Annotated in this window: 20 protein-coding genes; all 20 read right to left on the reverse strand. The window is 62.9% G+C overall.

All coding sequences use genetic code 11. The annotated features are described in order from the left end of the window. Positions 1–4 precede the first annotated feature (4 nt). The 20 genes from VOI21_RS14805 to VOI21_RS14900 all read right to left on the reverse strand — a co-directional run bounded on the left by VOI21_RS14805 (position 5) and on the right by VOI21_RS14900 (position 26,903). Positions 5–949 carry a glycosyl transferase family protein gene (locus VOI21_RS14805; RefSeq protein ID WP_323770708.1) on the reverse strand — a complete coding sequence of 315 codons (945 nt, stop codon included), beginning with the start codon at positions 947–949 and terminating at the stop codon, positions 5–7. Further along, a complete protein-coding gene (locus VOI21_RS14810; protein ID WP_323770837.1) occupies positions 946–3,576 on the reverse strand; it encodes a molybdopterin-dependent oxidoreductase in 2,631 nt (876 codons plus the stop codon). Before VOI21_RS14810 ends, VOI21_RS14805 begins: the two co-directional genes overlap by 4 nt. Continuing rightward, positions 3,576–3,908: a nitrite reductase small subunit NirD gene (gene nirD / locus VOI21_RS14815; RefSeq protein WP_323770709.1), complete on the reverse strand. Its 333-nt coding sequence runs from the start codon at positions 3,906–3,908 to the stop codon at positions 3,576–3,578. The genes VOI21_RS14810 and nirD overlap by 1 nt, the downstream gene beginning before the upstream one ends. Further along, positions 3,905–6,337, reverse strand: coding sequence for a nitrite reductase large subunit NirB (gene nirB / locus VOI21_RS14820; RefSeq protein ID WP_323770710.1), 2,433 nt, complete (start codon positions 6,335–6,337; stop codon positions 3,905–3,907). Before nirB ends, nirD begins: the two co-directional genes overlap by 4 nt. Positions 6,338–6,350: 13 nt before the next feature. Then, the gene (locus VOI21_RS14825; RefSeq protein ID WP_323770711.1) at positions 6,351–7,292 is read right to left on the reverse strand and encodes a GAF domain-containing protein; all 942 of its coding nucleotides are present in this window, start codon (positions 7,290–7,292) and stop codon (positions 6,351–6,353) included. Next, on the reverse strand, positions 7,289–8,980 hold the full coding sequence (locus tag VOI21_RS14830; protein ID WP_323770712.1) for an ABC transporter ATP-binding protein: 1,692 nt from the start codon (positions 8,978–8,980) through the stop codon (positions 7,289–7,291). The genes VOI21_RS14825 and VOI21_RS14830 overlap by 4 nt, the downstream gene beginning before the upstream one ends. Before the next feature lie 5 nt (positions 8,981–8,985). Next, complete coding sequence (locus tag VOI21_RS14835) at positions 8,986–10,068, reverse strand: ABC transporter permease (RefSeq protein ID WP_323770713.1); 1,083 nt, start codon at positions 10,066–10,068, stop codon at positions 8,986–8,988. Between the two features lie 110 nt (positions 10,069–10,178). After that, complete coding sequence (locus VOI21_RS14840; RefSeq protein ID WP_323770714.1) at positions 10,179–11,543, reverse strand: CmpA/NrtA family ABC transporter substrate-binding protein; 1,365 nt, start codon at positions 11,541–11,543, stop codon at positions 10,179–10,181. 277 nt (positions 11,544–11,820) lie between these two features. Further along, positions 11,821–12,993 (reverse strand): ABC transporter substrate-binding protein, encoded by a 1,173-nt coding sequence (locus VOI21_RS14845; protein ID WP_323770715.1) that lies wholly within the window; start codon positions 12,991–12,993, stop codon positions 11,821–11,823. Further along, positions 12,990–13,574, reverse strand: a complete 585-nt coding sequence (locus VOI21_RS14850; protein ID WP_323770716.1) for an ANTAR domain-containing response regulator — start codon at positions 13,572–13,574, stop codon at positions 12,990–12,992. The genes VOI21_RS14845 and VOI21_RS14850 overlap by 4 nt, the downstream gene beginning before the upstream one ends. Positions 13,575–13,783: 209 nt before the next feature. Beyond that, the gene (locus VOI21_RS14855; RefSeq protein WP_323770718.1) at positions 13,784–15,115 is read right to left on the reverse strand and encodes a flagellin; all 1,332 of its coding nucleotides are present in this window, start codon (positions 15,113–15,115) and stop codon (positions 13,784–13,786) included. A 389-nt stretch (positions 15,116–15,504) separates the two neighbouring features. Continuing rightward, positions 15,505–16,974 (reverse strand): mannitol dehydrogenase family protein, encoded by a 1,470-nt coding sequence (locus tag VOI21_RS14860; protein ID WP_323770719.1) that lies wholly within the window; start codon positions 16,972–16,974, stop codon positions 15,505–15,507. A gap of 65 nt (positions 16,975–17,039) precedes the next feature. Then, a complete protein-coding gene (locus VOI21_RS14865) occupies positions 17,040–17,825 on the reverse strand; it encodes an L-iditol 2-dehydrogenase (protein WP_323770838.1) in 786 nt (261 codons plus the stop codon). Beyond that, entirely contained in the window at positions 17,825–18,829 is a 1,005-nt protein-coding gene (locus tag VOI21_RS14870) for an ABC transporter ATP-binding protein (RefSeq protein ID WP_323770720.1), read from the reverse strand. Before VOI21_RS14870 ends, VOI21_RS14865 begins: the two co-directional genes overlap by 1 nt. 12 nt (positions 18,830–18,841) lie before the next feature. Further along, complete coding sequence (locus tag VOI21_RS14875; protein WP_323770721.1) at positions 18,842–19,672, reverse strand: carbohydrate ABC transporter permease; 831 nt, start codon at positions 19,670–19,672, stop codon at positions 18,842–18,844. 12 nt (positions 19,673–19,684) lie between these two features. Next, the gene (locus tag VOI21_RS14880; RefSeq protein WP_323770722.1) at positions 19,685–20,551 is read right to left on the reverse strand and encodes a sugar ABC transporter permease; all 867 of its coding nucleotides are present in this window, start codon (positions 20,549–20,551) and stop codon (positions 19,685–19,687) included. 118 nt (positions 20,552–20,669) lie between these two features. Beyond that, the gene (locus tag VOI21_RS14885) at positions 20,670–21,974 is read right to left on the reverse strand and encodes a sugar ABC transporter substrate-binding protein (RefSeq protein WP_323770723.1); all 1,305 of its coding nucleotides are present in this window, start codon (positions 21,972–21,974) and stop codon (positions 20,670–20,672) included. Positions 21,975–22,089: 115 nt separating this feature from the next. Beyond that, on the reverse strand, positions 22,090–23,121 hold the full coding sequence (locus VOI21_RS14890; protein WP_323770724.1) for a LacI family DNA-binding transcriptional regulator: 1,032 nt from the start codon (positions 23,119–23,121) through the stop codon (positions 22,090–22,092). Positions 23,122–23,335: 214 nt separating this feature from the next. Further along, on the reverse strand, positions 23,336–24,544 hold the full coding sequence (locus VOI21_RS14895; protein WP_323770725.1) for an efflux RND transporter periplasmic adaptor subunit: 1,209 nt from the start codon (positions 24,542–24,544) through the stop codon (positions 23,336–23,338). 4 nt (positions 24,545–24,548) lie between these two features. Continuing rightward, positions 24,549–26,903 carry an FtsX-like permease family protein gene (locus tag VOI21_RS14900; protein ID WP_323770726.1) on the reverse strand — a complete coding sequence of 785 codons (2,355 nt, stop codon included), beginning with the start codon at positions 26,901–26,903 and terminating at the stop codon, positions 24,549–24,551. Between the last annotated feature and the right edge of the window lie 4 nt (positions 26,904–26,907).

A 26,907-nucleotide genomic window follows, 5' to 3' on the forward strand; every position in this document is an offset into this window, starting at 1 on the left:
TCTCCTAGGCCGATTGCAGGACGGAACGGGCGCGCCAGAGCGCGGTCAGGTCGGGCGCGGTGCCCAATGTGTCAAAGGCCAGCGCGGCGGTGCCCAGCACGATCTGGCGGGCAAACTCGGGGCCATTGTTCTCTTGCCAAAGCGCGGTCAGCGCCTCAGTCGGCAGGTCCAGATCGGACAGCCGCCGGTGATCCTGCACGCGGGCCGGATAGCTGCCCTGCCATGGCGCGCCGTCTCGCAGGCCAAAGCCCGCGATTTCCATGCCGGGATGCCGTTCAAATTCACCACCGCCGCCCTTGATCACACTCAGATTGCGCCACGCCAACAGCTGCGCTGCATCCGCCTGCAACAGGCGGTAGGACGGGTGAAAGACCCCCTGCACGCTGGCGCTGGCACGACCCGGATTGAGCATCCGGCAAACCGTGTTGACGCAGGACCGCAGGCCCAGAGTGCGCCGCAGGTCCAGCAGGCGGAACAGCGCCGGATGCGCGGCCTCAAGCGGCAGATAGGCGATACCGTGTGCGTCAAATGCACGGATCGCAGCCTCGGGCGTTTCAACCATCGGGATGCCTAGCGCATCCAGCCCCTGCCGGATGGCCGGGTCTGGCCCGTTCCACCCGTGTAACAGCACGCGCGCGCCGCTGTCCGCGACCAGTTTCGCCGCCAGCAGGAACCATGGCAGCCCGCGCGTGCGGCCCGCCGCATAGCAGGGCCAGTCCAGATCGGCCCGCGGCCAGTCCGCCAGAGGGGCCTGTGCGGCGCGGGCCAACCCGGCGATTTCCTCCGCCGTCTCGCCTTTCATCCGCAGCAACATCAGCAGCGCGCCAACAGCCTCTGGAGCGGCCCCTGCCAGCATCTGCGCCATGGCGTCGGCCGCCTCATCCTCGGTCAGCGACCGCGACCGGCCCGGCCCGCGACCAAGCGTGCGCACATGGTCCGACAGGCTCATTCCGCCGCCTCCCGCGCCTGCACCATGGTCAGCAGGTCCGCCAGTTCCGGACGGCACGATCCGCAGTTGGTGCCCGCTTGTAGCGCGGCGCCAATGGCCTCGACCGACATCAGGCCCTGATCCTCGATCCCGGCGAGGATGGTGTTCACACCCACCCCGAAACAGGAGCACAGGATCGGCCCCGGATCCGGCACATCCGCAGGCGACCGCCCTGACAGCAGGCTTTGGTCCGCAGCATCCGGCAAGGTGGCAAGATAGTCGCGCATCACCGCAACCGGCGCGGGCGACACAAACAGCGCCGCCACCAGCCGCCCGTTTTCCCGGAACGCCAGCCGTGCAACACCGTGTCCCGGCCCATGCACAGAAGTCAGTTCCGCCTGTGGCAGATCAAATAGGCGACGCGCTGCGACCTCCCAGTTGGGCGGCGTGTCCAGCCCCGCCAGCTCCGCGCGGCACCCTGCCCTAGTCGTGCTAAGCGCCCAATAGTCGGCGGTCGGTGCCATCGGGCGAGCCGACACGGCGAACCCGTACCATTCCGCTTGCAGGCGGGTCACACGCACAACGCTGGCCTTGCTTTCGGGTTGGCCGGAGACCGGATCGGTCACGGCAGCCACCAGCGCATCAATCCGGGCCGCGGGCGCGGTTTCCCCGGTCCAGTGCATCGGCGCAAAAACCTGTCCGGGCTGAACCGCATCGGTGATGCGCGCCCGCAGGATGGCAGCGCCCTGTGGACTGTCCAGCGTCACCAGATCGGCGGAACCGATCCCAAGAGTGCGCGCGTCCTGCGGATGAATCTCGACAAACGGCTCTGCCAGATGGGCGGACAGACGCGGCGACAGGGCTGTGCGGGTCATCGTGTGCCACTGGTCGCGGGTGCGTCCGGTATTCAGTACAAAGGGATAGCGCGGCGCGGTCCGGGCTGCGGGCGCACGCCATGAAACGGGCAGGATACGCGCCTCGCCATCGGCATGATAAAAACCACCCTCCGCGAAAAAGCGCCCACCCTGACGGGACGCCGTGACCGGCCAACGGGTCGGGCTGAGGGCGGCGTAACCCTCTGCGCCAAGGTCTTGCAGGCCGGAGATGTCAAAGTCCCGCCCGAACCGTCCCGCAATCCCCGACAGCGCCGCGTATTCGCGAAAGATCTCGACCGGCGATTGATAGTCGAATGCATCCCGCCACCCCATGCGGCAACCAACCTCTGCCAAGATCTCCCAATCGGGCCGCGCCGCGCCGGGTGCGGGCAACGCCGCGCGCTGCCGGCTGATGGTCCGGTCAGAGTTGGTGACGGTGCCGTCCTTTTCCGCCCAGGCGCTGGCGGGCAGCAGCACATCGGCCAGCCGCGCGGTGTCCGTGGCGGCTGTGATGTCGCTGACGACCGTAAAGGGGCAGGACGCGATGGCGTCGCGCACGGCATCGGCATCGGGCATCGACACGGCGGGGTTGGTGTGAATGATCCACAGCGCCTTGATCCACCCGTCGCCCACGGCGCGGAACATGTCGACGGCCTTGAGGCCCGGTCGGTCCGGCACGAACGGCGCATCCCAGAAATCGCGCACGGCGGCGCGGTGATCGGCATTTTCAAGGTCAAGATGGCACGCCAGCATATTGGCCAGCCCGCCCACCTCGCGCCCGCCCATGGCGTTGGGCTGGCCGGTGACGGACAACGGGCCAGAACCGGGCTTGCCAATGCGACCCGTTGCAAGGTGACAGTTCAGGATCGCGTTGACCTTGTCGCTGCCACTGCTGGACTGGTTCACCCCTTGGCTGAAGAGGGTGACGACCTTTTCGGTGCCGATCCACAGGCGGCAGAACGCGGCGATCTGCGCGGCATCCAACCCGGTGACCGCATCGTCACCCAACGCCGCCGCTTCTAGCGCCGCCTTAAGCCCCTGCGTGTGGGTCAGATAGCTGTGATCCAGCGCACCGGCCCTGTCGATCTCAACCAGCAAGCGGTTGAACAGCGCCACGTCCGATCCCGGCTGCAAGGCCAGATGCATATCGGCCCCGTCGCAGCTGGCGGTACGGCGCGGGTCTATCACCACGATCTTGGTGCCGCGCGCCTTTCGCGCCGCCAGCACGCGCTGGTACAGAACCGGATGGCACCATGCGAGGTTCGACCCCACCAGAACCACAAGGTCGGCTTCTTCGAGGTCCTCATAAGTGCCGGGAACCGTGTCCGTGCCAAAGGCGCGCTTGTGCCCCGCCACGGTCGAGGCCATGCAAAGCCGCGAGTTGGTGTCGATGTTTGCCGAGCCGATGAAGCCTTTCATCAGCTTGTTGGCGACGTAGTAATCCTCTGTCAGCAACTGGCCAGAGACGTAAAACGCCACGCTGTCGGGGCCGTGTTGGGCGATGGTCTCTGAAAACCGCGTCGCCACCGTGTCCAGCGCCGTGTCCCAGTCGACCTCCTGCCCGTCGATACGCGGGGCCAGCAACCGCTGCCCCAGCCCCACGGTTTCGCCCAGCGCCGAGCCTTTGGAACACAGCCGCCCGTAGTTGGCCGGATGGTCGGGATCGCCGCGCACATCCAGCCCGCCCGCGCCATCCGGCGTCAGCAGAACACCACAGCCCACACCGCAATAGGGGCAGGTCGAACGCACCGTTCCACAACCGGCCCCGTCCATCACGCGACGCTCCGCTGGCGCAGCACCGTGTCGTCGATCTGGATACGCCCGGCATCGACGCGCACCGGATAGGTGGCGATGTGTCCTTCGTCCGCGCCCTGCGCCTGACCGGTGTTCAGATCAAAGACCCAGTTGTGCAGCGGGCAGGTCACCGACTGCCCGTGTACGATGCCGTCAGACAGCGGCCCGCCCTTGTGCGGGCAGGTGTCGGAGACGGCAAAAACCTCATCCGCGCCAGTGCGAAACACCGCAACGCACCCGACGTTGGTTTTCAGAACCCGCGCGCCGCGCAGGGGCACCTCATCAATCGCGCCAATGTCGATCCAGCTCATTCCGCCGCCTCCAGTGTCAGATCGGCGAGCGGCTGATAGCGCGCGGCCTGTTGTGCGTGCTCTTCCCATGGGTCCTTGCGGTAGATCTGCTGCGATAGCTCAAACGCCGCGATCAGACGCTGACGTTCCTCAATGTCGTCAACGACCCGCTCCTTGACCCAATCAAGACCGACCTTGGCGACCCATTTATACGCCCGGTCCAGATACTTGGCGTTTTCGCGGTAAAGCTGGACAAAGGCGACGGTCAGGTCGATCGCCTCTTGTTCCGTCGCGGCGACGGCCAGCCCTTCGGTTTCCTTCAGGTCCATGCCCGCCGCGCCCGCGACGCTGACCTGATAGCCGCTGTCGACGCAGATGATGCCCACGTCCTTGCAGGTCGCCTCGGCGCAGTTGCGCGGACAGCCAGAGACCGCGAGCTTTACCTTATGCGGCGTCCACGACCCCCACAGCAATTTTTCCAGCTTGATCCCTAGCCCGGTGGAATCCTGCGTGCCAAAGCGGCAGTGATCGGTGCCGACACAGGTTTTGACCGTGCGCAGCCCCTTGGAATAGGCGTGCCCGCTGACCATCCCGGCCTTGTTCAGATCGTCCCAGATGAACGGCAAATCCGCCCCTTTGACGCCCAGCAGGTCGATGCGCTGGCCACCCGTCACCTTGACGGTTGGCACGTTGTATTTGTCCGCCGCATCGGCAATGGCCCGCAATTCATCGGCGGTGGTGATCCCGCCCCACATGCGCGGCACCACGCTGAAGGTACCGTCCTTCTGGATGTTGGCGTGTTTGCGTTCATTGACGAACCGCGACTGCGGATCATCGAGGTATTCCACCGGCCAATCCGCCAGCAGGTAAAAGTTCACCGCCGGGCGGCAGACGTGACAGCCGTTGCGGGTCTTCCAGCCCAGTTCCTGCCAGACCGCCTCCTGCGATTTCAGTTCCTTTGATTTGATCAGACGGCGCACGTCTTCATGGGTCAGATCGCAACAGGTGCAGATCGGCTGTGCTGTCGGCATCTGGAAACTGTCGCCCAAGGTTACCTGCAAGACCTGCTCGACAAGCCCGGTGCATGTCCCGCACGACGCGCTGGCCTTGGTCGTGGCCTTGATCGCGCCAAGATCGGTAGCGCCTGCCGCGATCGCCTCGACGATCTGTCCTTTGCAAATGCCGTTGCAACCGCAGATTTCCGCCTCAGGCGGCAAGGCTGCAACGGCTGAGAGAGGGTCCGTTTGGCCACCTCCCTGATAGGCGGGTCCAAAGATCAGCGTCTCTCGCATCTCTTCGATGTCGGTGCCGTCCTTGATCAGCCCGAAGAACCAGTTGCCGTCAGCGGTGTCACCGTACATCACGGCCCCGATCAGGCGGTCGTCCTCCAGCACCAGCCGCTTGTAGATGCCGCGCGCCGGGTCGCGGAAAACGATGTCTTCGCGCCCCTCTCCCTCGGCAAAGTCACCAGCACTGAACAGGTCACAGCCGGTGACCTTCAACTTGGTCGCGATGTCCTTGACGACAAAGGCCGCCGGTTCCCCCATCAGGGTCTGCGCCAGCACCTTGGCCTGATCGTACAGCGGCGCAACAAGACCAAAGAGATGCCCGTTAAAGTCGACACATTCGCCAACCGCGAAAACATCCGGGTCTGACGTCATCATCTGCGCGTCGATCTCGATGCCGCGCGACACGCTCAGGCCCGCATCCGTGGCCAGCCGGATCTCCGGCCGGATGCCCACGGCCATGACCACCAGATCGGCGGGCAAAGTCTCACCGCTTTCCAGCAGTACCGCCTCGGCGCGGTCCTCTCCCAAAATCGCCGTGGTCGAGGCCTGAGTCTTGATGGTGATACCGCGCTTTTCCAGATCGCGGCGCAACAGATAGCCTGCGGATTCGTCCAGTTGGCGTTCCATCAGGTGGCCGTTCAAATGCAAAACCGTGACATCCATCCCACGCAGGGACAGCCCGGCCGCCGCCTCCAGCCCCAACAGACCGCCGCCGATGACAACGGCGCTGCCGCCTTTGCCCGCCGCCTCGACCATCGCGTTGGTATCGTCCAGATCGCGGTAGGTGATCACCCCCGGCAGGTCCTTGCCCGACACCGGAATGATGAACGGTGCCGACCCGGTGGCAATCACCAGCTTGTCATAGGGCACGTCCCCCCCGGCGCCATGCACCGTCTTGGTGTCGCGATTGATGGCGGTCACCGCCTCGCCAAAGCGGCAGGTCACACCGCGCGCGGCGTACCAATCGGCGTCATGAGTGATGATCTCTTCGTATGTTTTCTCACCCGACAACACCGGCGACAGCATGATGCGGTTATAGTTTCCGCGCGGCTCGGCGTTGAACAGGGTGATGTCCCACTTGTCCGGCTCTGCGTCGGTCAGATGCTCCAGCACCCGGCCAGAGGCCATTCCGGCCCCGATGACGACAAGTTTCTGTTTCATGTCATGTGACCTCTCAAATGTACCAGGCGACGATATGCGCCAGTTCACCGCCCTGATGGATCGGCACGGCAACCATGGTGCTGTACCCGGCGCTCAGCCCGGCCTGCCCGGATTGCACCACGGGCAGCCCGGTGCCGATCACCCGCCCGATAGCCCCCTGAAAGGCGGTCACGCGGCGTTCGTTGCCCGCGTTGTCAGGATCACCCAAGGTGCCCTCTCGCGCGCAGATGCCATCCACCAGCAGCGCGGCATTGTCCCCGGCGCGGGCCTTGCGCGCGTCCCACAGCTCAAACCGGCGGGCGATGGGGGTGCCGCGCGCCGACAGCAGCGTCATGACATAGGTCTTGTCGTGCGGCACCGGCACCGGCAGCCCCAGACCCGTGGTCAGACCCGCCTCACCCGCGCTTTCCGCGCGAATGAACCGATAGCCAGAGCCAAGGTCGCGCATCAGCATCGGATGCCCCGAAACCCAGACACCACCGGGCAGGCCCTGTCCCTTGGGGAAACTGGTGTGCTGGCTGACCCATTCGAAATGCTTGGCCGCGCCGTAATAGCCGTCATCCAGCAACAGCAGCCCGTCCTCTTCGTGCCAGACCTCGATCGCGCCGGTGCGGGCGTCATCATCGCCGCAAAGCACCACCAGAACCGCCTTCAGGTCGTCCTCGTCAAAGATCGGCATCGCCACGGCGCTGGTCAGGCCCGCCTCTGTCGCGGCCTCTGTCCGTTTGAAGTATGAGCCGTCAAAGCCCTTGAGCACCACGGGGCGTTCTTCGGCCCACGCCTTGCCTGGCAGGCCCTCGCCTTTGGCAAGTTCCGTCCCGCGAGAAGTCTCCGCAAAGGCTGTCAGATCGCCATAGCTGCCCTCGACCAGCTTCAGCACGCCGCCCTCTGGCACCCAGACCTCTGTGACCTGAATGAATGTGCGGGTGGGGGTGTCGATAACCACGTCCATCATGCGGCCTCCTTGTTGTCAGCCTTGGGGGCGGCGGTGGCCGTCTTGGGCTTGGACCCGTGTTCGTATTCTTCGAGAAAGCCCAGAACCTGCTCACGGTAGTGGTAGTAATCGGGGTGTTCGAGCAGCGCCTTGCGGGTGCGCGGGCGGGGCAGATCAACGTTGACGATCTTGCCAATCGTCGCCTGCGGGCCGTTGGTCATCATCACCACGCGGTCCGCCAGCAGGATCGCCTCATCGACATCATGGGTGACGCAGACGGCGGTGACCTTGGTCCGCGACCAGACCTCCATCAGCACCTCTTGCAGCTCCCAGCGGGTCAGGCTGTCCAGCATCCCAAAGGGTTCATCCAACAGCAGCAGCTTGGGCGACAGGGCAAAGGCCCGCGCAATGCCGACGCGCTGTTTCATGCCGTTCGACAGATCGACGGCGGGTTTGTCCATCGAATCCGCCAGACCGACGCGTTCCAGATAGTAATCCACCACATCTTGCCGCTCGGCGCGGCTGGCGCGGGGGTAAACCTTGTCGACACCGATGGCGCAGTTCTCGCGCGCCGTTAGCCATGGGAACAGCGAAGGCGACTGGAACACCACGGCGCGTTCGGGATCAGCCCCCTCGACATGGCGGCCGTCCAGCTTGATCGCGCCCTTGGAGATCGCGTTCAGACCAGCGGCCATGGTCAGCACCGTGGACTTGCCACAGCCCGAATGGCCGATCAGGGAAATGAACTCTCCCCGGTCCATCTTGAGGTTGAAATCCTCGACCACCGTCAGCGGGCCCTTGGGCGTCGCATAGACCTTGTGCAACTGGCTGAAGTCGAGAAAGCGTTCCTCGATCATCCCGGCCTGCGCGTCTTTGATGACCTTCGGGACGCCGTGGATGGGCGTCACGTCGGGCAGCACCTTGCTACCCTCGGCGCGCGCCTTGATGCCCACGTCCATCAGGTAGGTGGTGACAGCGGCGCGCAGTGCCTTGAACCGGTCGTCATGGTTCATCGCCGTGCGGTCGCGCGGGCGGTCGATGCCCACCTTGAACTCTTCACCCAAAGTCCCGTCCGGGTTCAGCGCGATGATGCGGTCGGCCAGCAGGATCGCCTCATCCACATCGTTGGTGATCAGCACGCAGGTCTTCTTGTCCGCCTCCCAGATGTGCTCGATCTCTTCGGCCAGGTTGCCCCGCGTCAGCGCGTCCAGCGCCGACAGCGGCTCATCCAGCAGCAGCACCTCCGGCGACATCGCCAGCGCCCGCGCCACGTTCACCCGCTGGCGCATCCCGCCCGACAGCTCCGCCGGACGGCGTGTGGCTGCGTGGGACAGGCCCACCATCTGCACATATTGCGCGACCTTTTCGGCTTTTTCCGCCTTGGGCATCTTCGGGAACACCGTGTCCACCGCCAGCCGTACGTTCCCCTCTACCGTCAGCCAGGGCATCAGCGAGTAGTTCTGAAAGATCACCCCGCGTTCGCGCCCCGGCCCGGTGATGGGCTGACCACGAAACGTCACGCTGCCCTTGGTGGGCTGTTCCAGCCCGGCCATCAGGTTGATCAACGTGGTCTTTCCGGTGCCGGAAAAGCCCAGCAGCACCAGAAACTCCCCCTCTTCGACGCTCAGGTCGATGTCTTTCAGCACATGGCTGGCATGGGTGCCGGTGCCAAAGCTTTTGGAGACGTTCTTGAATTCGATCACAGCCATGTCGCTCACCGATTGTTCGAGAAGGTGAAGAAGGACTGCAGCGCGAACATCACGCGATCCAACAGGAAGCCGATAATGCCGATGGTCAGGACAGCCACCATGATCTTGGCCAGCGATTGGCTCGACCCGTTTTGGAATTCATCCCAGACGAATTTTCCAAGACCGGGATTCTGCGCCAGCATTTCCGCCGCAATCAGCACCATCCACCCCACACCCAACGACAACCGCAGCCCGGTAAAGATCAGCGGCAGCGCCGAGGGCAGCACCAGCTTGGTAATCTTGGTGTAGGTGTTCATCTTGAGCACCTTCGAGACGTTCACCAGATCCTTGTCGATGCTCGCCACGCCCAGCGCCGTGTTGATCAGCGTCGGCCAGAGCGAACACAGCGTCACCGTGATGGCCGAGATCAGGAACGACTTGGCGAACAGCCCGTCATTGCTGGTGTACATGGCCGAGACGATCATGGTGACAATCGGCAGCCACGCCAGCGGGGACACAGGTTTAAAAATCTGTACCAGCGGGTTGATCGCGGCATTTGCCGTGGCCGACAGACCGGCCATGATGCCCAGCGGCACCGCCACAATCGTCGCCAGCAAAAAGCCGAAGAAGACCGTTTTGATCGAGGTCCATATCTGCTGGTAATAGCTGGGCGCGCCGGTATAGGCGACGGATTTGACCTTGTCCGGCTCACCGGCGTCGATGAACTTCTGGTTGCGCTTTTCAACCATGGCCTCGAACTTGGCCTGCTTGGCGGCCTTGGCGAGCGCGTCATCGTGCAGGTTCAGCGCCTCTTCCCAGACCTGCGCCGGCCCGGGGACCGCGCCCAGCGATGTTTGCACCTTGGGGGCCAGCGTGCCCCAGAGCATCAGAAAAACCATGATGGCGATCAGCGGCACCGCCAGCAGACGCCAGATCTCTTTCATCTGGGCGGCGGGATTGTCCCCCGCGGCAACGCGCAGGATCGGTGTGATCCAGTTCAGACCAAAGGCCTGCAACCATTTGTCAGCCGTGTTGATACGGGTGAAAAGTCGGGCGCGGCGGGCCTCCTTGGCTTCGGCTGCGGTGAATTCGGGATCTACGGTCGTCATGTCTTGCGGTCCTCGATCTGAGGGGGAGGCCCCGGGTCTACGCCCGGGGCGCGATGTACTTGGTGGAACGCGCCCCGGATCTGATCCGGGGCCTCAGGGTTAGGCTGGTGTCAGCCTTTGACCTCTGCGCCGACCACGGTCTGCGCGCCCTTCAAGCCAATCGGCAGGCTTTCGAGGTAGGCATTGGGCGCGCGACCGTCGTATTCGATGCCGTCGATGATATCGGCCGCCGGGGTCGGCGCCTTGTAGCCATCGCTGTCCCAAGGGAACTCGGCCTCATTTGCCAGGCCTTCGTCGACCAGCATGCGGGCCGCATCCAGATAGATGTCCGGGCGATAGACCGACTTGGCGACCTCATCGAACCAGTCATCCGACTTCGGCTCTGCGATCTGGCCCCAGCGGCGCATCTGCGTCAGATACCAGACCGCGTCGGAGTAAAACGGATAGGTCGCGTTGTAGCGGAAGAAGACGTTGAAGTCGGGCACCTCGCGCTTGTCGCCCTTTTCGTATTCGAACGTGCCGGTCATCGAGTTGGCGATGACGTCATAGTCCGCACCGACGTATTCCGCGCGGCTGAGGATCTCGACCGCCTCGGGGCGGTTGGCATTGTCGTTCTCGTCCAGCCAGATGGCCGCGCGGATCAGCGCCTTGGTCACCGCGATGGTGGTGTTGGGGTTGGCCTCGGCGAATTCCGCAGAGATGCCGAACACCTTTTCCGGGTTGTTCTTCCACAGCTCATAGTCGGTGATCACCGGCACGCCGATGCCCTTGAACACCGCCTGCTGGTTCCAAGGCTCCCCCACGCAATATCCGTGGATCGTCCCTGCCTCCAGCGTGGCGGGCATCTGCGGCGGCGGCGTCACGGACAGCAGCACATCGGCGTTGATCTGGCCGGTGATGTTGTCCGGCGAATAGAACCCGGGGTGCAACCCGCCAGCGGCCAGCCAGTACCGCAATTCATAGTTGTGGGTCGACACCGGAAAGACCATGCCCATGTTGAACGGCTTGCCTTCGGATTTGAACTGCTCGACCACCGGGGCCAATGCGGTTGCACTGATTGGGTGGACCGGCTTGCCGTCCTCATGCGGGATGTTCGGCTTCATCATCTCCCACACCTCGTTCGAGACGGTGATGCCGTTGCCGTTCAGGTCCATCGAAAAGGGGGTGATGATATGCGCCTCGGTGCCGAACCCGATGGTCGCCGCCAGCGGTTGACCGGCCAGCATATGCGCGCCGTCCAACTGTCCGCCGATCACGCCGTCCAACAGCACCTTCCAGTTGGCCTGCGCCTCCAGCGTGACAAACAGGCCCTCGTCCAGAAAATAGCCGTTTTCATAGGCCACCGCGAGCGGCGCCATATCGGTCAGCTTGATAAAGCCAAAGGTCAGCTCGTCCTTTTCAAGCTCCAGCATTTCGGCAAAGGCGGGGCTGACAAGCGCAGTGGTCGCCGCGAGGGAGAAGAGGAAAGACTTCATTCGGTCGGTTCCTTTTATGGGGGCACCCGGGTCCGTCGCGAAACACCGGGCAAGACAAAAAGCCGCAAACACGCTCCGCCTATGGCAGGCAGAGAGTGAGCGGCGTTGCTCGGGAAAATCCCAGTCGGTGGGAGGTATGTCGCGCGGGGCACGTCGTTGTGCTCCGGTGAACTCAGGATTTGCGAAAGCGTCTCTGCGATCAAGCGATTTTGCTGCGTTGCCGCGAAAATCCCGATTTCCAGGGCAAGATCACGCTGCGCTGCCGCATTCTTGGGCGTCAACTGGCGTCAGGGTCAAAAATGCGCCCGTCAAAAAACGCATCCCTCGGCAACAAAATCTGCCCCTTTTGCGATGCGACCGCCGTGGTTTCGCGAATCGCGCCTTCCAGCTTCTCGGATGCGCCCGGAAGATCCGCGCTCGTGCTGGTCAGTTGTTGGCGGTAAATATCCGTCCGAAAGACCTTTGCGGCCTTGGCTCTGGCCGCGTCCTCATCCAGCCCGAAACGGCGCGCAAGACGGCTGGCGATCCATTTGGCCTGACTGCGCCATGGAAAGTTGGCGACCCCGTCGTGAAAGCCGACAAAACCCGGCACCTCACGCTGTTCGGCATGGCCGGAGATCGTGAACCGCCCGGTCAGCGCGCGGTCGATCACTTCTGACGGCACATCCAGATAGGCTTTGTGCGCAAGGATTTCAGCCGCAGAGGTGCGGCTATCGGGGGAATCCAACCAACGTCCGGCGCGCCAGACCGCCCGCATCAGTTTGCCCAGCAGATGCGGTTCCGTCTCTGCCCAGTCGGTGCGCACAGCCAGCACCTTTTCCGGTGCCAGCGACCAGATCGCCTTGCCCGGCAGTAACAACGCGCCCGCCGCACATTCCACCGCATCCGACCCCCACGGCTCTCCGACGCAAAAAGCATCGACGTCACCCTCGGCCAAGGCCTGCGCCATCAGCGGGGGCGGAACGGTGCGCACCTCGAACCCGACGCGCGCCATGTCCGATGCCTCCAGCCAGTAGTGCAGCAGTTCCACGTGCATCGAAAAGGGAAAAGGCACACCAAACACCAGCGGACGGTCGGCAGCGGCGGCCAGCGCACGGGCGGCGGCGGCGGCGTCGTGGAAATCGAACCCATAGCCCGCTTGCCGCAACCGCTGTTCCAATGCGCGACTGACCCCGATCACATTGCCATTCACCGACAACACGGAGACCGCAGCAATCGGTTGCGTCACGCCCCCCAGCCCCAACGCCATGGCCACCGGAACCGGCGACAGCAATTGTGCCGCGTCCACCCGGCCAAAGGCCAGCATGTCGCGGACCGAGGACCACGACGGAGCGGATATGAGATCCAGCTCAATCCCCTCTTCGCGCGCAAATCCCATCTCATGCGCGACGATCAACGGCGCGGCATCCACCAGCGGGACAAAGGCGACCGGCAGGGTGACTGACTTCATGACAGCAGCCCCGACGCGGTCACCAAAGCCTCTGCCACCTCGGCCACGCGGCGTCCCTGATCCATTGCGGCCTTGCGCAACAGGGCATAGGCCGCTTCCTCTTCGATGCCGCGCGCTTTCATCAGCAGGCCCTTGGCGCGGTCGATGACCTTGCGCTCTTCAAGGGCGCGGCGTGTCTCGGCCAGTTCACGGCGCATCTGGCGCACCATCTGGAACCGGGCAATCGCGGCGTCCAGCACGGGTTTCACGCGCTCGGGCTTCATACCGTCGACCACATAGGCCGACAGTCCGGCCTCAACCGCCTCACGTGCAAGGTTGCCCGCCGCGCTGGAAACGAACATCGCCACCGGACGTTCCATCGGGCCAGAGGCAAGGGTCAGTTCCTCCAGCATGTCACGGGTCGGGTTATCGACGTCGATCAACACCACGTCTGGCGCCAGCGCGGCAATGCGGCGCGCAAGGCTGGAAGCATTGCCGATCACATGCACCTCGTAGGGACCGGACGCCTGCAAGGCATCCACGATCGCGATGGCGCGTTCGCGGTCTTCCTCGACGACAACAATGGTGATCCGGTCACTCATGCCGGTTTGTCTCAGCTTGCAATGCTCCGGGCAAGGCGGCCTGCCTCATGGAATGCCGCCGCACATCGCATATGCCTAAATATTAGTCGCCCGGTCAGGTGCGGTCGGAAAAAGCGCGATGACCGGTACATAAACGAAAAGGGCGGCGCATGCGCACCGCCCCGTTCATGACCCGTCGCCCAAGCGGACCACGGGACCAGTCTTCCTGATCAGCCCTGGAACAGAGACAGCAGCGACTGCGGTGCCTGGTTGGCAATCGACAGCGCCTGAACACCCAGCTGTTGCTGGACCTGAAGCGCCTGCAGACGGGCAGAGGCCTCTTCCATGTCGGCATCGACCAACGCGCCGATGCCGGATTTCAGGGCGTCGGTCAGCTGCGACACGAAATCAGACTGTGTCTCGATCCGGCCTTGGGCCGAGCCAAAGGCCGCAGCCGCGTCAATGGCGATATCGATCAGGGCCTCCACCTCTGTCAGCGCGGAATCCGCACCCGCCTGCGTGGTCACATCGATATTCGACAGTTCTTCTAGGCGGCCACCGATTGTGGTGTCGGTCACGGCATAGCTGCGCACCTGGACAGAGAAGTTGTCACCGGTGTTGTTCGCGCCAGTGAAATCAAGCTGGTTGGCGCTGGTGCCGTTGACGGATGCCGCGATGCCCAGACCATCGGTGATGTCCGAATTGTCCGCGACATACTTGTTGAAGGCCGCAACCAGCCCGCGGGTAACATCGGCCTCCGTATCGCCGTCACGGGCGACATACGTGATCTCCTGCGCGCCGGCTGTTGCGGTGGTGTTAAAGGTGGCAAGGCCAGCCGCACCCGCCGTGATTTCAATCGAAAAGCCGGTGCCTGCGGCAACTGTTGCCGTGCCCGCACCCGCGGTCTGGCCGATGACGGCCAAGGTGGTCGGCTGGGTCGCGTTGCCTGTCAGGGCCACCGCTGCGGTGTTGGCCGCCCCCGACGCAGCGTCCGTGCCGACCGCTGTGGCCGAGGCTGAAGCCACGTCGATCGACGCCGCCGATGTGCCCAGATCCTGCTTGTTGACGGTGATGTCCGACGCGGTCACACCCGTTCCCGACCGATCCAGCGAGGCAAGAATGTTGACCCGGCCTGTCCCGGCAGTCGTCTCGGTGTTCGACAGCAGGTTTAGACCATTGAACTGCGCCGCGCCCACCACCGCAGAGATCTGGTCGCGCAGCGCGTTGATGTCATCCTGGATCTTGGCGCGGTCGACGTTTTCTTCTTGCGCCGCGACGATGCGGGATTTGATCTCGGTCAGAAGATCGGTTGTGGTTTCGGCGGCCTGGCGTGCCACGGAAACAGTCGATTGGCCCAGATTGAGGCTGTCGGAGATTCCCTTGAAGCCTTTGACATCGGCCTCCATGACCTTGGAGATCGCCCAGACGGCAGAGTTGTCCTTGGCGGTTGCGACGCGTTTGCCGGTCGAAATTTCCGACTGGGTATCAGAGAGGCTGGCGTTGATGGATTTGAGGGTTTGTAGCGCCACCATGGCGCCGTTGTTCGTCAGGATGCTAGACATATTCTTGCCCTTGCTGTTCGTAAGCGCGTTTTGCGCCGGTTTCATTTGCCGCATGCGGCTTTGCTGACGTCGTTCTGACGGATGCAGACCTTGGTTTCGGACCGCGCCACCGCTTCAGGTGCGCCGCCAACCTCACCGTTCCGAATGAACAGAAGCCTAAAACCCGGTTCGTGCTTGCATAGAATTTGTCTGAAACCTGAAAGGTCGGTCCGGCGCACCGCGTCCAAATGCATGGATCCCGGCCTGAAAACGTCTTACCCCCGGCAGGGCACTGCCGGGGGTAAGGGTCAGGACATTCACTGAATGTCGATCTAACTTATTGATTTTTCTGCCCCGCCATCCACACCCACACCGGACATTGGATCAAGCGGACTGCAGACTGGCGCGATTCAGCCCAGATAAGCGCGGATGGCCGTCTCTGTCCCGTCACCCCAGATCGTCTGCAAGGCTTTCGCAAATGCACTGGCGAAATCAGCTTGGTCGGCGAGATCGCCATAGATCTGGCGCTGCTCCAGCCAGGCCTGCGGCGTTTCCTTGGCCGTCATCGCCGCGGCGTGCAGATCGCTCCAGAAGGGATCGTTTGGCGCGATCTCAGAGCCATCCTCCCGCGTGCCCGCGCACATCCGCGCCCAAAGCGCCTCGACCAGAGCAAGCCCCTCAAAGGGCTGACCTGCCGCCAAGGCCTCGCGTAGGGTCGGCAACAGAAAGCCCGGATGACGGGACGAACCGTCAAAGGCCACGCGCCGCGTAGTGTCGACTATCAGGGGGTTGGAAAAACGCCGATGGATCAGGTCCACGTAATCGACAGGCGCCATGCCCGGCACCGCATGGACATGCGGAACGATTTCTTCGCTGGCCAGCTTATGGAACAGCGGCCCGATCAGCGGATGCGCCATGCAGCCCGCGATGGTTTCGACCCCAAGGATCTCACCGGGGTTGGCGATGACCTGATGCCCGCCATTCAGAATGCGGATTTTCATGGTCTCGTAGGCGTGGACATCGTCGGAAAAGGTCGCTCCCGCCTTGTCCCAATCCGGTCGCCCGGCGCAAAAGTTGTCCTCGATCACCCATTGGCGAAAGTTCTCATGCGTGACCGGCACCGCATCATCGATGCCAAGCTGGCGCACCAGCGCCAGTTCGTTCGGCCCGGTCGCCGGTACGATGCAGTCGACCATGGCGTTTGGAAATGTACAGTTGGCGTCGATCCAGTCAGCCAGCGCCGGATCGGACAGCCGTGCCAGCGACACCACGGTCTGGCGCAGGATCGCGCCGTTGCCTTGCAGGTTATCGCAGCTTTGCCCCGTAAACGGCCCGGTGCCCGCGTCGCGGCGCAGCCGCAGCGCGGCAATCATTGCACCAAAGGCGGTTCGCGGCGTCGCGGGATTTGCGGCGTCGTGCTGAATATCGGGGTGCTTGGCGTCAAAGCCCTTTGTGACGGGGTCAATATAATAGCCACCCTCGGTCACGGTCAGCGCAACGATGCGGATCGCCGGGTCTGCCATCCGCGCGATCAGCGGGCCATTGCCTTCGACAATCGGCACATAGTCAATCATCGAGCCCACAACCTCTGCGGAACTGCCCGCCGGGTCCAGTTCGATCAGCGTGGTCAGGTAGTCCTGTTCGGCCATCTTCAGGCGCTGCGCCTCATCGTAGGGGCGCATACCCGCGCCGACGATGGCCCAGTCCTGCGCCAGCCCCTGCTGCATCAGCCGGTGCAAATACCAAGCCTGATGTCCGCGATGGAAATTGCCAAGACCGATATGCACGATGCCCGGCGTCAGCCCGGTCCGGTCATAGGTGGGAACGGCCACGCCTTCCGGCAGGTCGGACAGATTGGCCGAGCAAAGCTTGATCGCCATGGGATCCTCACGTGGTTGTCGGGGGACTACCCCCGGTCTCGTTTCTTGGCGCGCAGCGGAGGCGGTCAGCTCATCCATTGACCGCCATCGACGTTGTAGGTTTGCGACACGATGTAATCGGCCTCGGGTGAGGCGAGGAACACGGCCATGCCCGCCAGATCCGCAGGCGTCGCGTAACGACCTGCGGGCACGCTGGCCTCGACCTCGCGCTTTTTCTGGCCCGGTGCCTTGCCTTCCAGCTTGGCGAACATCGCGTCCACATGGACCCAGTGTTCGCCATCCACCACGCCGGGCGCGATGGCGTTCACGTTGATGCCGTGCTTGATCAGGTTCAGCCCGGCGGATTGCGTCATCGAGATCACCGCAGCCTTGGTCGAACAGTAGACCAGCACCAGCGACTCGCCGCGCCGCCCCGCCTGAGAGGCCATGTTGATGATCTTGCCGTGATCCCCGGGTTGTCTGGGGCCCTGCGCAATCATCTGCTTGGCCGCAGCCTGCATGGTGAACAACGTCCCCGCCACGTTGATCGCATACAGCCGGTCATAGCTGTCGCGGGTGATGTCGACCGTCTGCGCGGCGTCAAAGACCGCAGCGTTGTTGATCAGGATGTCCAGCTTGCCCGCCCGGTCCACCACCGATGCAATAGCTGTGTCGATGCTGTCCTGTTGGGTTACATCCAGATGCACCGCATAGGCACCCTTGCCGATGTCAGAGGCGGCGGCTTCCGCCGCCTCCATGTTGATGTCACCGATGGCCACGGTGGCGCCTTCGCGAACATAGGCTTCGGCAAAGCCCTTACCGATGCCACGGGCGGCCCCGGTGATCAGGGCGGATTTGCCGTCAAGCCGCATCATGCGATGCGCAGCCCCTCTGCATCGAAACGATGCAGGTGTTCCAGATTCGGCGTCAGATAGACGGTGTCACCGTGACCCACCGGGATTTCGCCGCCCACACGCACGGTCATCGGGTCACAGCCCGGAACACCGTGGACGTGAATGAAGGTGTCCGATCCCAGATGCTCGGCCACGCCGACAGTGCCCTTCCACAAACCTTCGGTGGACGACACCTCGACATGCTCGGGGCGGATGCCGATGGTATGAGCGTTGTGCTTGGCCGCCTCAGCGCCTTCGATCAGGTTCATCTTGGGCGAGCCGATGAAACCAGCCACAAACTTGTTGCGCGGTGTGCGGTACAGTTCCAGCGGGCTGCCGACCTGCTCGATCACGCCGGCCTGCAACACCACGATCTTGTCGGCCATTGTCATGGCTTCGACCTGATCGTGCGTCACGTAGATCATCGTGGTCGCCAGCTTCTTGTGCAGTTCGCTGATTTCCATCCGCATGCCCACTCGCAGTGCGGCATCAAGGTTGGACAGCGGTTCGTCGAACAGGAACGCCTCTGGCTCCCGCACAATGGCGCGGCCAATGGCGACCCGCTGACGCTGACCACCGGACAACTGGCCCGGGCGACGGTCGAGGTAGTCGGTCAGGTTCAGCGCCTTCGCCGCCGAGGCGATCCGCTTGTCCTGCTCGGCCTGATCCATGCCCGCCATCCGCATTGGGAAGGCGATGTTCTTGCGCACCGTCATATGCGGGTACAGCGCATAGGACTGGAACACCATCGCCAGCTTGCGCTTGGCGGGGGGCAGTGATGTGGCGTCGAGACCGTCGATCTCGATTGTGCCGGCGGTCATGTCCTCCAGCCCGGCGATCAGCCGCAGGAGGGTGGATTTACCGCAGCCCGACGGGCCGACGAATACCACGAACTCGCCATCGTTGATTTCAAGATCCAGCGGCGGGATAACCGTCACGTCGCCAAAGGATTTCTTGACCTGCTTGAGTTGAATACGTCCCATGGGTCCCCCCCCTTATTTCACTGCGCCGAAGGTCAAGCCCCGGACAAGTTGTTTCTGGCTGAACCAGCCCATGATCAGGATCGGCGCAATGGCCATGACCGAGGCCGCCGAAAGTTTCGCGTAGAACAGGCCCTCGGGGCTGGAATAGCTGGCGATAAAGGCCGTCAGCGGTGCCGCCTTGGCTGCCGTCAGGTTGAGCGTCCAGAACGCTTCGTTCCAGGCAAGGATGACATTCAGCAACAGGGTCGAGGCGATGCCCGGCACTGCCATTGGCGTCAGCACATACAGGATTTCCGACTTGAGCGTGGCGCCGTCCATCCGTGCCGCCTCAAGGATCTCACCCGGGATTTCCTTGAAGTAGGTGTAGAGCATCCAGACAATGATCGGCAGGTTGATCAGCATCAGGACGATGACCAGACCAATCTGTGTATCCAGCCAGCCCAGTTTGATGAACAGCAGGTAGATCGGGTACAGAACGCCGACCGCAGGCAGCATCTTGGTCGAGAGCATCCAGAGCAGGATGTCCTTGGTCCGGGGTGAGGGCACAAAGGCCATCGACCAGGCGGCAGGAACCGCGATGATCACCCCCAGAATGGTCGACCCGCCCGCGATGATGACCGAGTTCCACAGGAACCGCATGTAGTCCGAGCGTTCCTGAACAACCGCGTAGTTCTCCAGCGTCCAGTCAAAGAAGAGAAAGACCGGGGGATCGCTGATCGCCTGCGCCTCTGTCTTGAAGCTGGTCAGGATCGTCCAGAGGATCGGAAAGAAGATCAGCAGACCAATACCCCATGCGAAGGCGGTATTGAGTGCTTTGCGTTGTGACGTGACAGCGCGTGCCATGGTGTTCCCTCCTCAGGCGTCCAGGTTCTTGCCGACGATGCGCATCAGGAAGAGCGCGACGATATTGGCCAGAATGATTGCGTACACACCACCCGCGGACCCCAAACCGATGTTCTGGCTTTCCAGCACACGCTGGAAGATCAGATAAGTCAGCGTCTTGGTGCCGAAAGCACCGCCCGTGGTGACAAAGATCTCTGCGAAGATGGACAGCAGAAAGATCGTCTGGATCAGGACCACAATTGTGATGGCGCGGCCCAGATGCGGCAGGATGATATGATAGAAGCGCGACACCGGTTTGGCCCCGTCGATCTCGGCGGCCTCCAGTTGCGAGCTGTCGAGCGACTGGATCGCGGTCAGCAGGATCAGTGTCGCAAAGGGCAGCCACTGCCAGCTGACGATCATGATGATCGATTCCAGCGACGCCTGACTAAGCCACGACACCGGCTCTGCCCCGAAAAATTTCCATAGGTGGGCGAACAATCCGTTCGTCGGGTCCATGAACATGTTTTTCCAGACCAGCGCCGAAACGGTCGGCATCACGAAGAACGGTGCGATAACAAGGATACGGACGATCCCCTGCCCCCACATCGGCTGATCCAGCAACATCGCCAGAAGCACACCGAGAACGACAGTGATAATCAGAACCCCACCCACGATAATCAGGGTGGTCATAACGCTGGGCCAAAACGCGCTCGACGTTACGAAACGGACGTAGTTGTCAAAACCGGCCCATCCCAGGTCCCCGCCGCGCAGCGGCAGATACTTTCGGAATGAGAACCACAGGGTCATGCTCAACGGGACGAGCATCCAGACCAGAAGCAGAAAAACCGCGGGGGCCATCATCAGACGGGCTGCGGATCGCGAATGCTGGGTCGCCATGGCGCGCCTCCTCCCTTGGCGACGCGGGGTCGCCATTTCAATTCATGTCATTGGGTGAGTGGGTGTAGTTTAGGATCCGGAGGGCGGTTGCCCCCGCCCTCCGGACTGGGAGGATGCCTCAGTAACCTGCAGCTTCCATTGCGTCGACCGTCAGGGCCTGCGCCTTTTCCAGCGCTTCTGCCACGGTCTGCTGACCGGCATAGACCGCCGAGAACTCTTGGCTTACGTCTGTCGCGATACCGGCAAACTCCGGGATGGCGACGAACTGGACGCCGACATAGGGAACCGGCTTGACCGTCGGGTTGTTCGGGTCAGCTGCGAGGATCGAGTCGAGGGTCTTCTGAGCGAAGGGAACCTTCTGGTACTCGGGGTTCTCATACAGCGAGGTCCGCGCGCCCGGAGGAACGTTGGCCCAGCCTTCGTTGGCGGCTACCAGCTCGATGTAGTCCTTCGAGGTGGCCCATTCGATGAACTCTTTGGCCGCGTCGGCCTTTTGAGTACCGGACGGGATCGCCAGCGCCCATGCCCAGAGCCAGTTGGCGCGCTTTTCAACGCCCTCATGGTTCGGTGCCAGAGCAAAGCCGACCTTGTCAGCCACGGTCGAGTCGTTGGGGTTGGTCACGAAAGACGCCGCAACGGTGGCGTCTATCCACATGCCGCACTTGCCCTGTTGGAACAGCGACAGGTTTTCGTTGAACCCGTTGGTCGCGTATCCCGGAGGGCCCGCGTCGTTCATCAGGTTCACGTAGAAAGTAAGCGCCTCTTCCCACTCGGGCTGATCGAACTGGGGTGTCCAGTTTTCGTCGAACCAGCGAGCGCCGAACGAGTTCGCCGTCACGGTGATCAGCGCGCCGCCTTCACCCCAGCCGGCCTTGCCACGCAGGCAGATGCCGTTGATCTCAGCCTCGCGGTCGGTCATGGCGACAGCCGCTTCGCGGATGAATTCCCATGTTGGCGCGTCGGGCATTTCCAGACCGGCGGCTTCCATCAGGTCGGTGCGATACATGATCATCGAGCTTTCGCCGTAGAACGGTGCCGCATACAGCGTGCCGTCATGGCTCAGACCGTTGCGCATGGCGGGCAGCAGGTCGTCGACGTCGTACTCTTCCGACAGATCATTCAGCGGAACCAGCCAGCCGTTTGCACCCCAGATCGGGGTCTCGTACATGCCGATTGTCATGATGTCGAAGGAACCACCCTTGGTGGTGACGTCGGTGGTGACGCGCTGGCGAAGAACGTTTTCTTCCAGCGTGACCCAGTTCACTTCGTGTCCGGTTTTTTCGGTGAAGTCGGCCGTGAGGCCCTGCATGCGGATCATGTCACCGTTGTTCACGGTTGCGATGGTCAGCACTTCGGCAGTCAGAGCGGTGGCAGACACCGACACGAGCGCGGAAGCCGCAAAAAATGCGCCTTTCAAAGTCATCCAATTTCCTCCCTTGGATCTCATAGTTCACGCAGACATCGTGACGTAGGGAGAGGAACGAGTCAAACAAAAACTTTACGGGAGTAAACTTATAATTTGCCGCGCCGCAGCATTATCAGGCAGATTGGCGCATGATCAGACGCCCTTCGAGGAAAATTTCATCGCGTTTTTCAGCACGTTCGCCGCTTTCGATCAGGCTAAACAGGCGCTCCACGCTGCGTTCTGCGATTGCATCGTAGTTTTGCGAAACCGTGGTCAGAGGCGGGCAGGTATAGCGTGAAAACGGGTGATCATCGTGTCCGGCGATGCGCAGAGCGGACCCCGGACCCAGACCGACTCGCAGCCCCTTTTGATAGGCCGCCGCCAGAAATCCGATCGCAAGACGGTCGTTGCTGCACAGAATCGTGTCTGACGGCAGCTCGCCACCGTCTATCAACCGCATGCCCCCCTCAAGGCCGATTTTCTCAAAGTCCCACCCGTCGCCATCAACCTGCAACAGGTGCACCGGATGACCCATTTTATCCATCGCATCGCAATAGGCCTTGCGGCGGCGGTAGGCGTTCGGGTTGGTCGGTGTGCGCATTTCGAAAAAGGCAGGCGACTGCCCCGTCCGGCACAGGTAATCACAGATCAGAGCCGTGGCCTGATCATTGTCATGCCCGACGAATGCCTCTCCCATGCCACTGAGATTGCTATCAAAAAGAACAGAAGGCACCGCTTTGCAAAAACTTTCCACAGCACTTTTGTCCGAACGCCGCCCCAACGGCGCCAACAGCGCCCCGGCCGGCTTGATCGCGCGCAGGCTTTCAAGGTTGTCGTTCTCCTGCTCGGTCGTCCCGTGCGAGCTGAGCAGGATAGGACGAAAGCCGGAACCGATGACCAGCATCTCCAGATTGCGGGCAATCTCGGCAAAGAAGGGGTCGGCCAGATAAGGCACGACAATGCCGATATTTTTCGTCAGCTTCCGGTTCTGGTTGATGGCAAAGATGTTGGGCCGGTAGTCGTACTGCTCCAGCGCGCCCTCGATCCGCGAGCGCGTGGACTTGCGTACGCTGTCGGGGTCGTTGAAGTACTTCGACAGGGTCGGGCGTGAAATCCCGCTGACCTCTGCGAATTCCTCCATGTTCCGGATCTTGCGATCATCCATTGCTTCTCTCCGTCAGCCATCTTGCACACCACGGAGGCATTTCCAGGCAGCCCAGTCCGGAATTTTCCGGATTTCTTGACGCGCGTAATTTTAGCCTGTGAGAAATCCGATCTTCCGTCAAGAAAATCCTTCTCGCGCGTCAACTCGATTGGCTTACTGGTGTATCACCCCGGACGGAGGTCGCAATGCCATAAAAGGTCGATGCCGCCGCCTCTTATTGCCATTGGCGTTCGACAACGGCGATCCCGTCAGCAATCGAATCCGGCGGATGCAGGATCACCCGATCACCCGCTTTCAGCCCGGCCAGCACCTCGGCGCTGCGACCATCGCGGCGGCCGACCTCAATCCCGACCTCGCGCGCGACGCCCTCTTCCTGCACAAAGCTGTACCACTGGCCGTCACGCCGAAAGATCGCCGAAAGAGGGATCAGCAGCGCATCCTCTGTGCGCCACTCCTCGATCCGGACAAAAACCGCAAAGGCCTGCCCCAGCCCGGCCCACATCTCGGGCGGCGAGGTGAAATCCAGCACCGCATCCACCCGTTGCTCTTCGATTCCCAGCGCAGAGATCACCGTGCGCGCGGCGGGTTCGATCAACCGCAACTTTGCAACCAGTTCGCCGTCTCCGCCCCATCGCTCGATCCGCGCAGGTGCGTCGGGCGACAGCCGGGTCGCCTCCGAGGACAACAGATCGACCACGATCTCCAGATCACCGGGATCGCCAATTGTCAGCAGCGGCGCGCCTGCGGCCACCGGACGCGCGCTCTTGCCTTCCACCGACAGAACAACGCCATCGGCGGGGGCAAGGATCGGCAAACAACATCCTCCGTTGCCCTTCGGCTCTTCGGGATCGACCAACACCGCCTGCGCGCTCTCTAGCGCCGCACGCGACATGGCCAGCCGCGCCTCTGCCGACTGCCGGTCCGCCTGTGCCAGATCATACTGCTGGGTCGCCGTTTCCAGCGCGGTCAAAGAGGTTGTCCCGCTCTCGGCCAGTGATTTGGCGCGGTTGAACTGCGACCGGGCAAAGGCCTCTTGCGCCTCGGTCCGGGTCACCTCTGCTTCGGCGAATTTCACATTTGCCTCGGCCTCGTGCAGGGCGGCCACCGCCTGCGCCCGGCTGCGCGCGTCCAGCAGCGTGGGCGTTGCGGGTTGCACCTCGGCCACCATCGTCACGCCCTGCGCCACCAGATCGCCCACCGCTACCGGCAGGCGCAAGACCGTGCCGGAGATCGGGGCCGAGACCTCGTAGACCTCCTTGATCCGTGTCTTGCCTTCGGCGTCCACGGTGACGCTCAGCGCGCCACGCGCCAGCGCGGCGGTGTCCACCGGGATCGGATCGGTGCGAAAGGCGGTGACGACCAACCCTCCCACCAATGCCAGACCGACAGCGGAAAGTCCGATTGTACGCAGGGACCAGGTCATGCGCTCACTCCCTCGTTTTCATGACAGAAATCAGATCGAGCCGCCCAAGACGGCGCGCCACCAAAGCGACCGAAACGACCGCCGCCCCCAGAACGATCAGGCTGGCCTGAGCATAGGTGGCGGGTTCCATGACCAGCGGGATGGCGTAGAGATCGCTGGAAAACCCGTCGGTCATCAGCTTGGCAACCCCGTAGCCGATCCACCAGCCCACCGGCTGCGCCAGAATGGCCAGCAGCAGGACCTCACCGGCAAGAATATAGGCCACCTCGCCCTTGCCAAAGCCAAGGATGCGCAGGCAGGCCAGTTCGCGCGCGCGTTCCGACAACTGTACCCGCGCGGCATTATAGGCGACGCCCACGGTGATGATCGTGCCAAGGATGCCGTAAACCGTCGTCGCCACCAGAATGTTCTGGCTCAGCGTTTCCAGAAAGCTGCGCCGGTTCTCGGACATGTTGATCGTGCCCATAAGGCGCGGGAAATCCTTGATGGTTTCCTCAAACGCCTCCGCCGCCTCCGGGTTTGCCAGCGTCAGGTTCACGGTCGACACGCGCGGGCTTTGCCGGAACAGTGTGTTCAGCGTGTCATGGGCGAAATAGGCCCCAAGACCAAAGAACTGCGTGACAATCCCGCTGACCGGCACCTCATAGGTCTCGCGCAGCCCGCTTTCAAAGGTGACGGTCAGCATGTCGCCAACCCCGATGTGCAGTGCCGCCGCCAGCCGGTCCGACAGCAGGATACCATAGGGATCGGGCGTGATCACCGACCCGTCCTCATCCACCACCCGCGCAAGGTCTGCCACCTCGGCCACGGTCGAGATCGCCAGTTGTTTCTCGTAGTGACCGTGGATCAGCCGCGCGGCGTGGTATTGCTGTGGCTCGACCTGCAACACATCCGGCAGGCGCGCCACTTCGCCCAGCGCCTCGATCGGGGCGTCCGGGTCGAACAGCAACAGGATGTCCTGCCGGTTCGACTGGTAAAACCCCTTGTCGATGATCTCATCCATCGCGTCGGGGAAAAAGTTCGACGCCACCAGCACCGACACGGCCAGCGCCATCCCCAGCATGGTCATCGCCGCCCGCAGCGGCCAGCGGATCAGGCTGCGCAGGATCATCCGCGTCGGCTGGCTCAAGCGCAGCAGATCGGCGAACCAGTCCAGCGCCGAGCCGTGGAAATTCGGCGGTGTGGGCGGGGCCATCGCCACAGCGGGGGCCAGCCGCGCGGCCCGCATGGCGCTGTTCAGCGCCCCTGCGCTGGTCGCCGCCAACCCGAGGATGGCAGAGCCCGCATAGATGCTCAACGGCACGCCAAAGACGAGAAACGGAAAGTTGTAATACTTGGCGTAGATCTGCGCCATGGCCTGCGCCAGCCATGTGCCCACGCCCCAGCCGATCCCGATGCCCACCAGCGCGATCAGACCGGCCAGCATCAGGTAGTGCAGGCCGATCTCCCAGTTGGTGTAGCCCACGGCCTTCATCAGCCCGATCTCGGCCCGCTCCAGTTGCACGATGCGGCCCATCACCATGTTCACCAGAAACACGGTGATGCCCAGAAACACCGGCGGCAGCACCCATGCCAAAACCTCAAGCGACTGGATTTCCGCGTCCAGAAAGGCGTTCGAGGTCTGCGTGTCGCGCCCCTGCGGGGACGTCGCGCCATAGGGATCAAGGATCGACTTCACCTCTTCCTTGACCGGCTCCAGCGGGGTGCGCGGCAATACCGTCAGCGCCACGGTGTTGAACGCCCCCGCCATGCCAAAACCCGCGTCCATGACCTCGGCCTCCAGCCACAGGATACCGAACGTCTCATTCTGCGGCATCAACGCGCCCGGGCCGATGGTATAGATGAATTCGGGCGACAGCGCGGTGCCGGTGATTGTCACCGCACGCTTGCGCCCATTCAGATTGACCTCGAACACATCGCCAAGGTCAAAGCCGTTGGCCTGCGCAAAGGGTTCGTTGACCACCACTTCTCCGGTGCCCTCGGGCCAGCGTCCCGACCGTAACAGGGGCACATTCAGCAGCGGCTCATCGCCGCTTTCCGGGCGCGAGATCAGCAGGCCGGTGGCCGGTTTCGCCCGCCCCGGAATATCAAGGATCGCGTAGCTCCTGACCTGCGTCTCAATCTGCGCCACGCCCTCGATATCGCGCAGCCGAAACAGCAGGCTGTCCGGTGCGCGCCGGGCAGAGGCAAAGACATGGGCAAAGCGGTTGGCATCGTAATAGGCGCTGCGCGTCTCGTTCAGCGCGCGGCTCATGCCCGATGACATCAGGATCACCGCCACCCCAGCGGCCAACACCAAGGCAATCGCCAGCCCCTGCACCCAAAGCCTGCGGAAATCGCGGAACAGTTTCAGGTCCATTGCG

Origin of the sequence: Antarctobacter sp., from assembly GCF_034670325.1 — a bacterium.
Taxonomy (GTDB): domain Bacteria; phylum Pseudomonadota; class Alphaproteobacteria; order Rhodobacterales; family Rhodobacteraceae; genus Antarctobacter.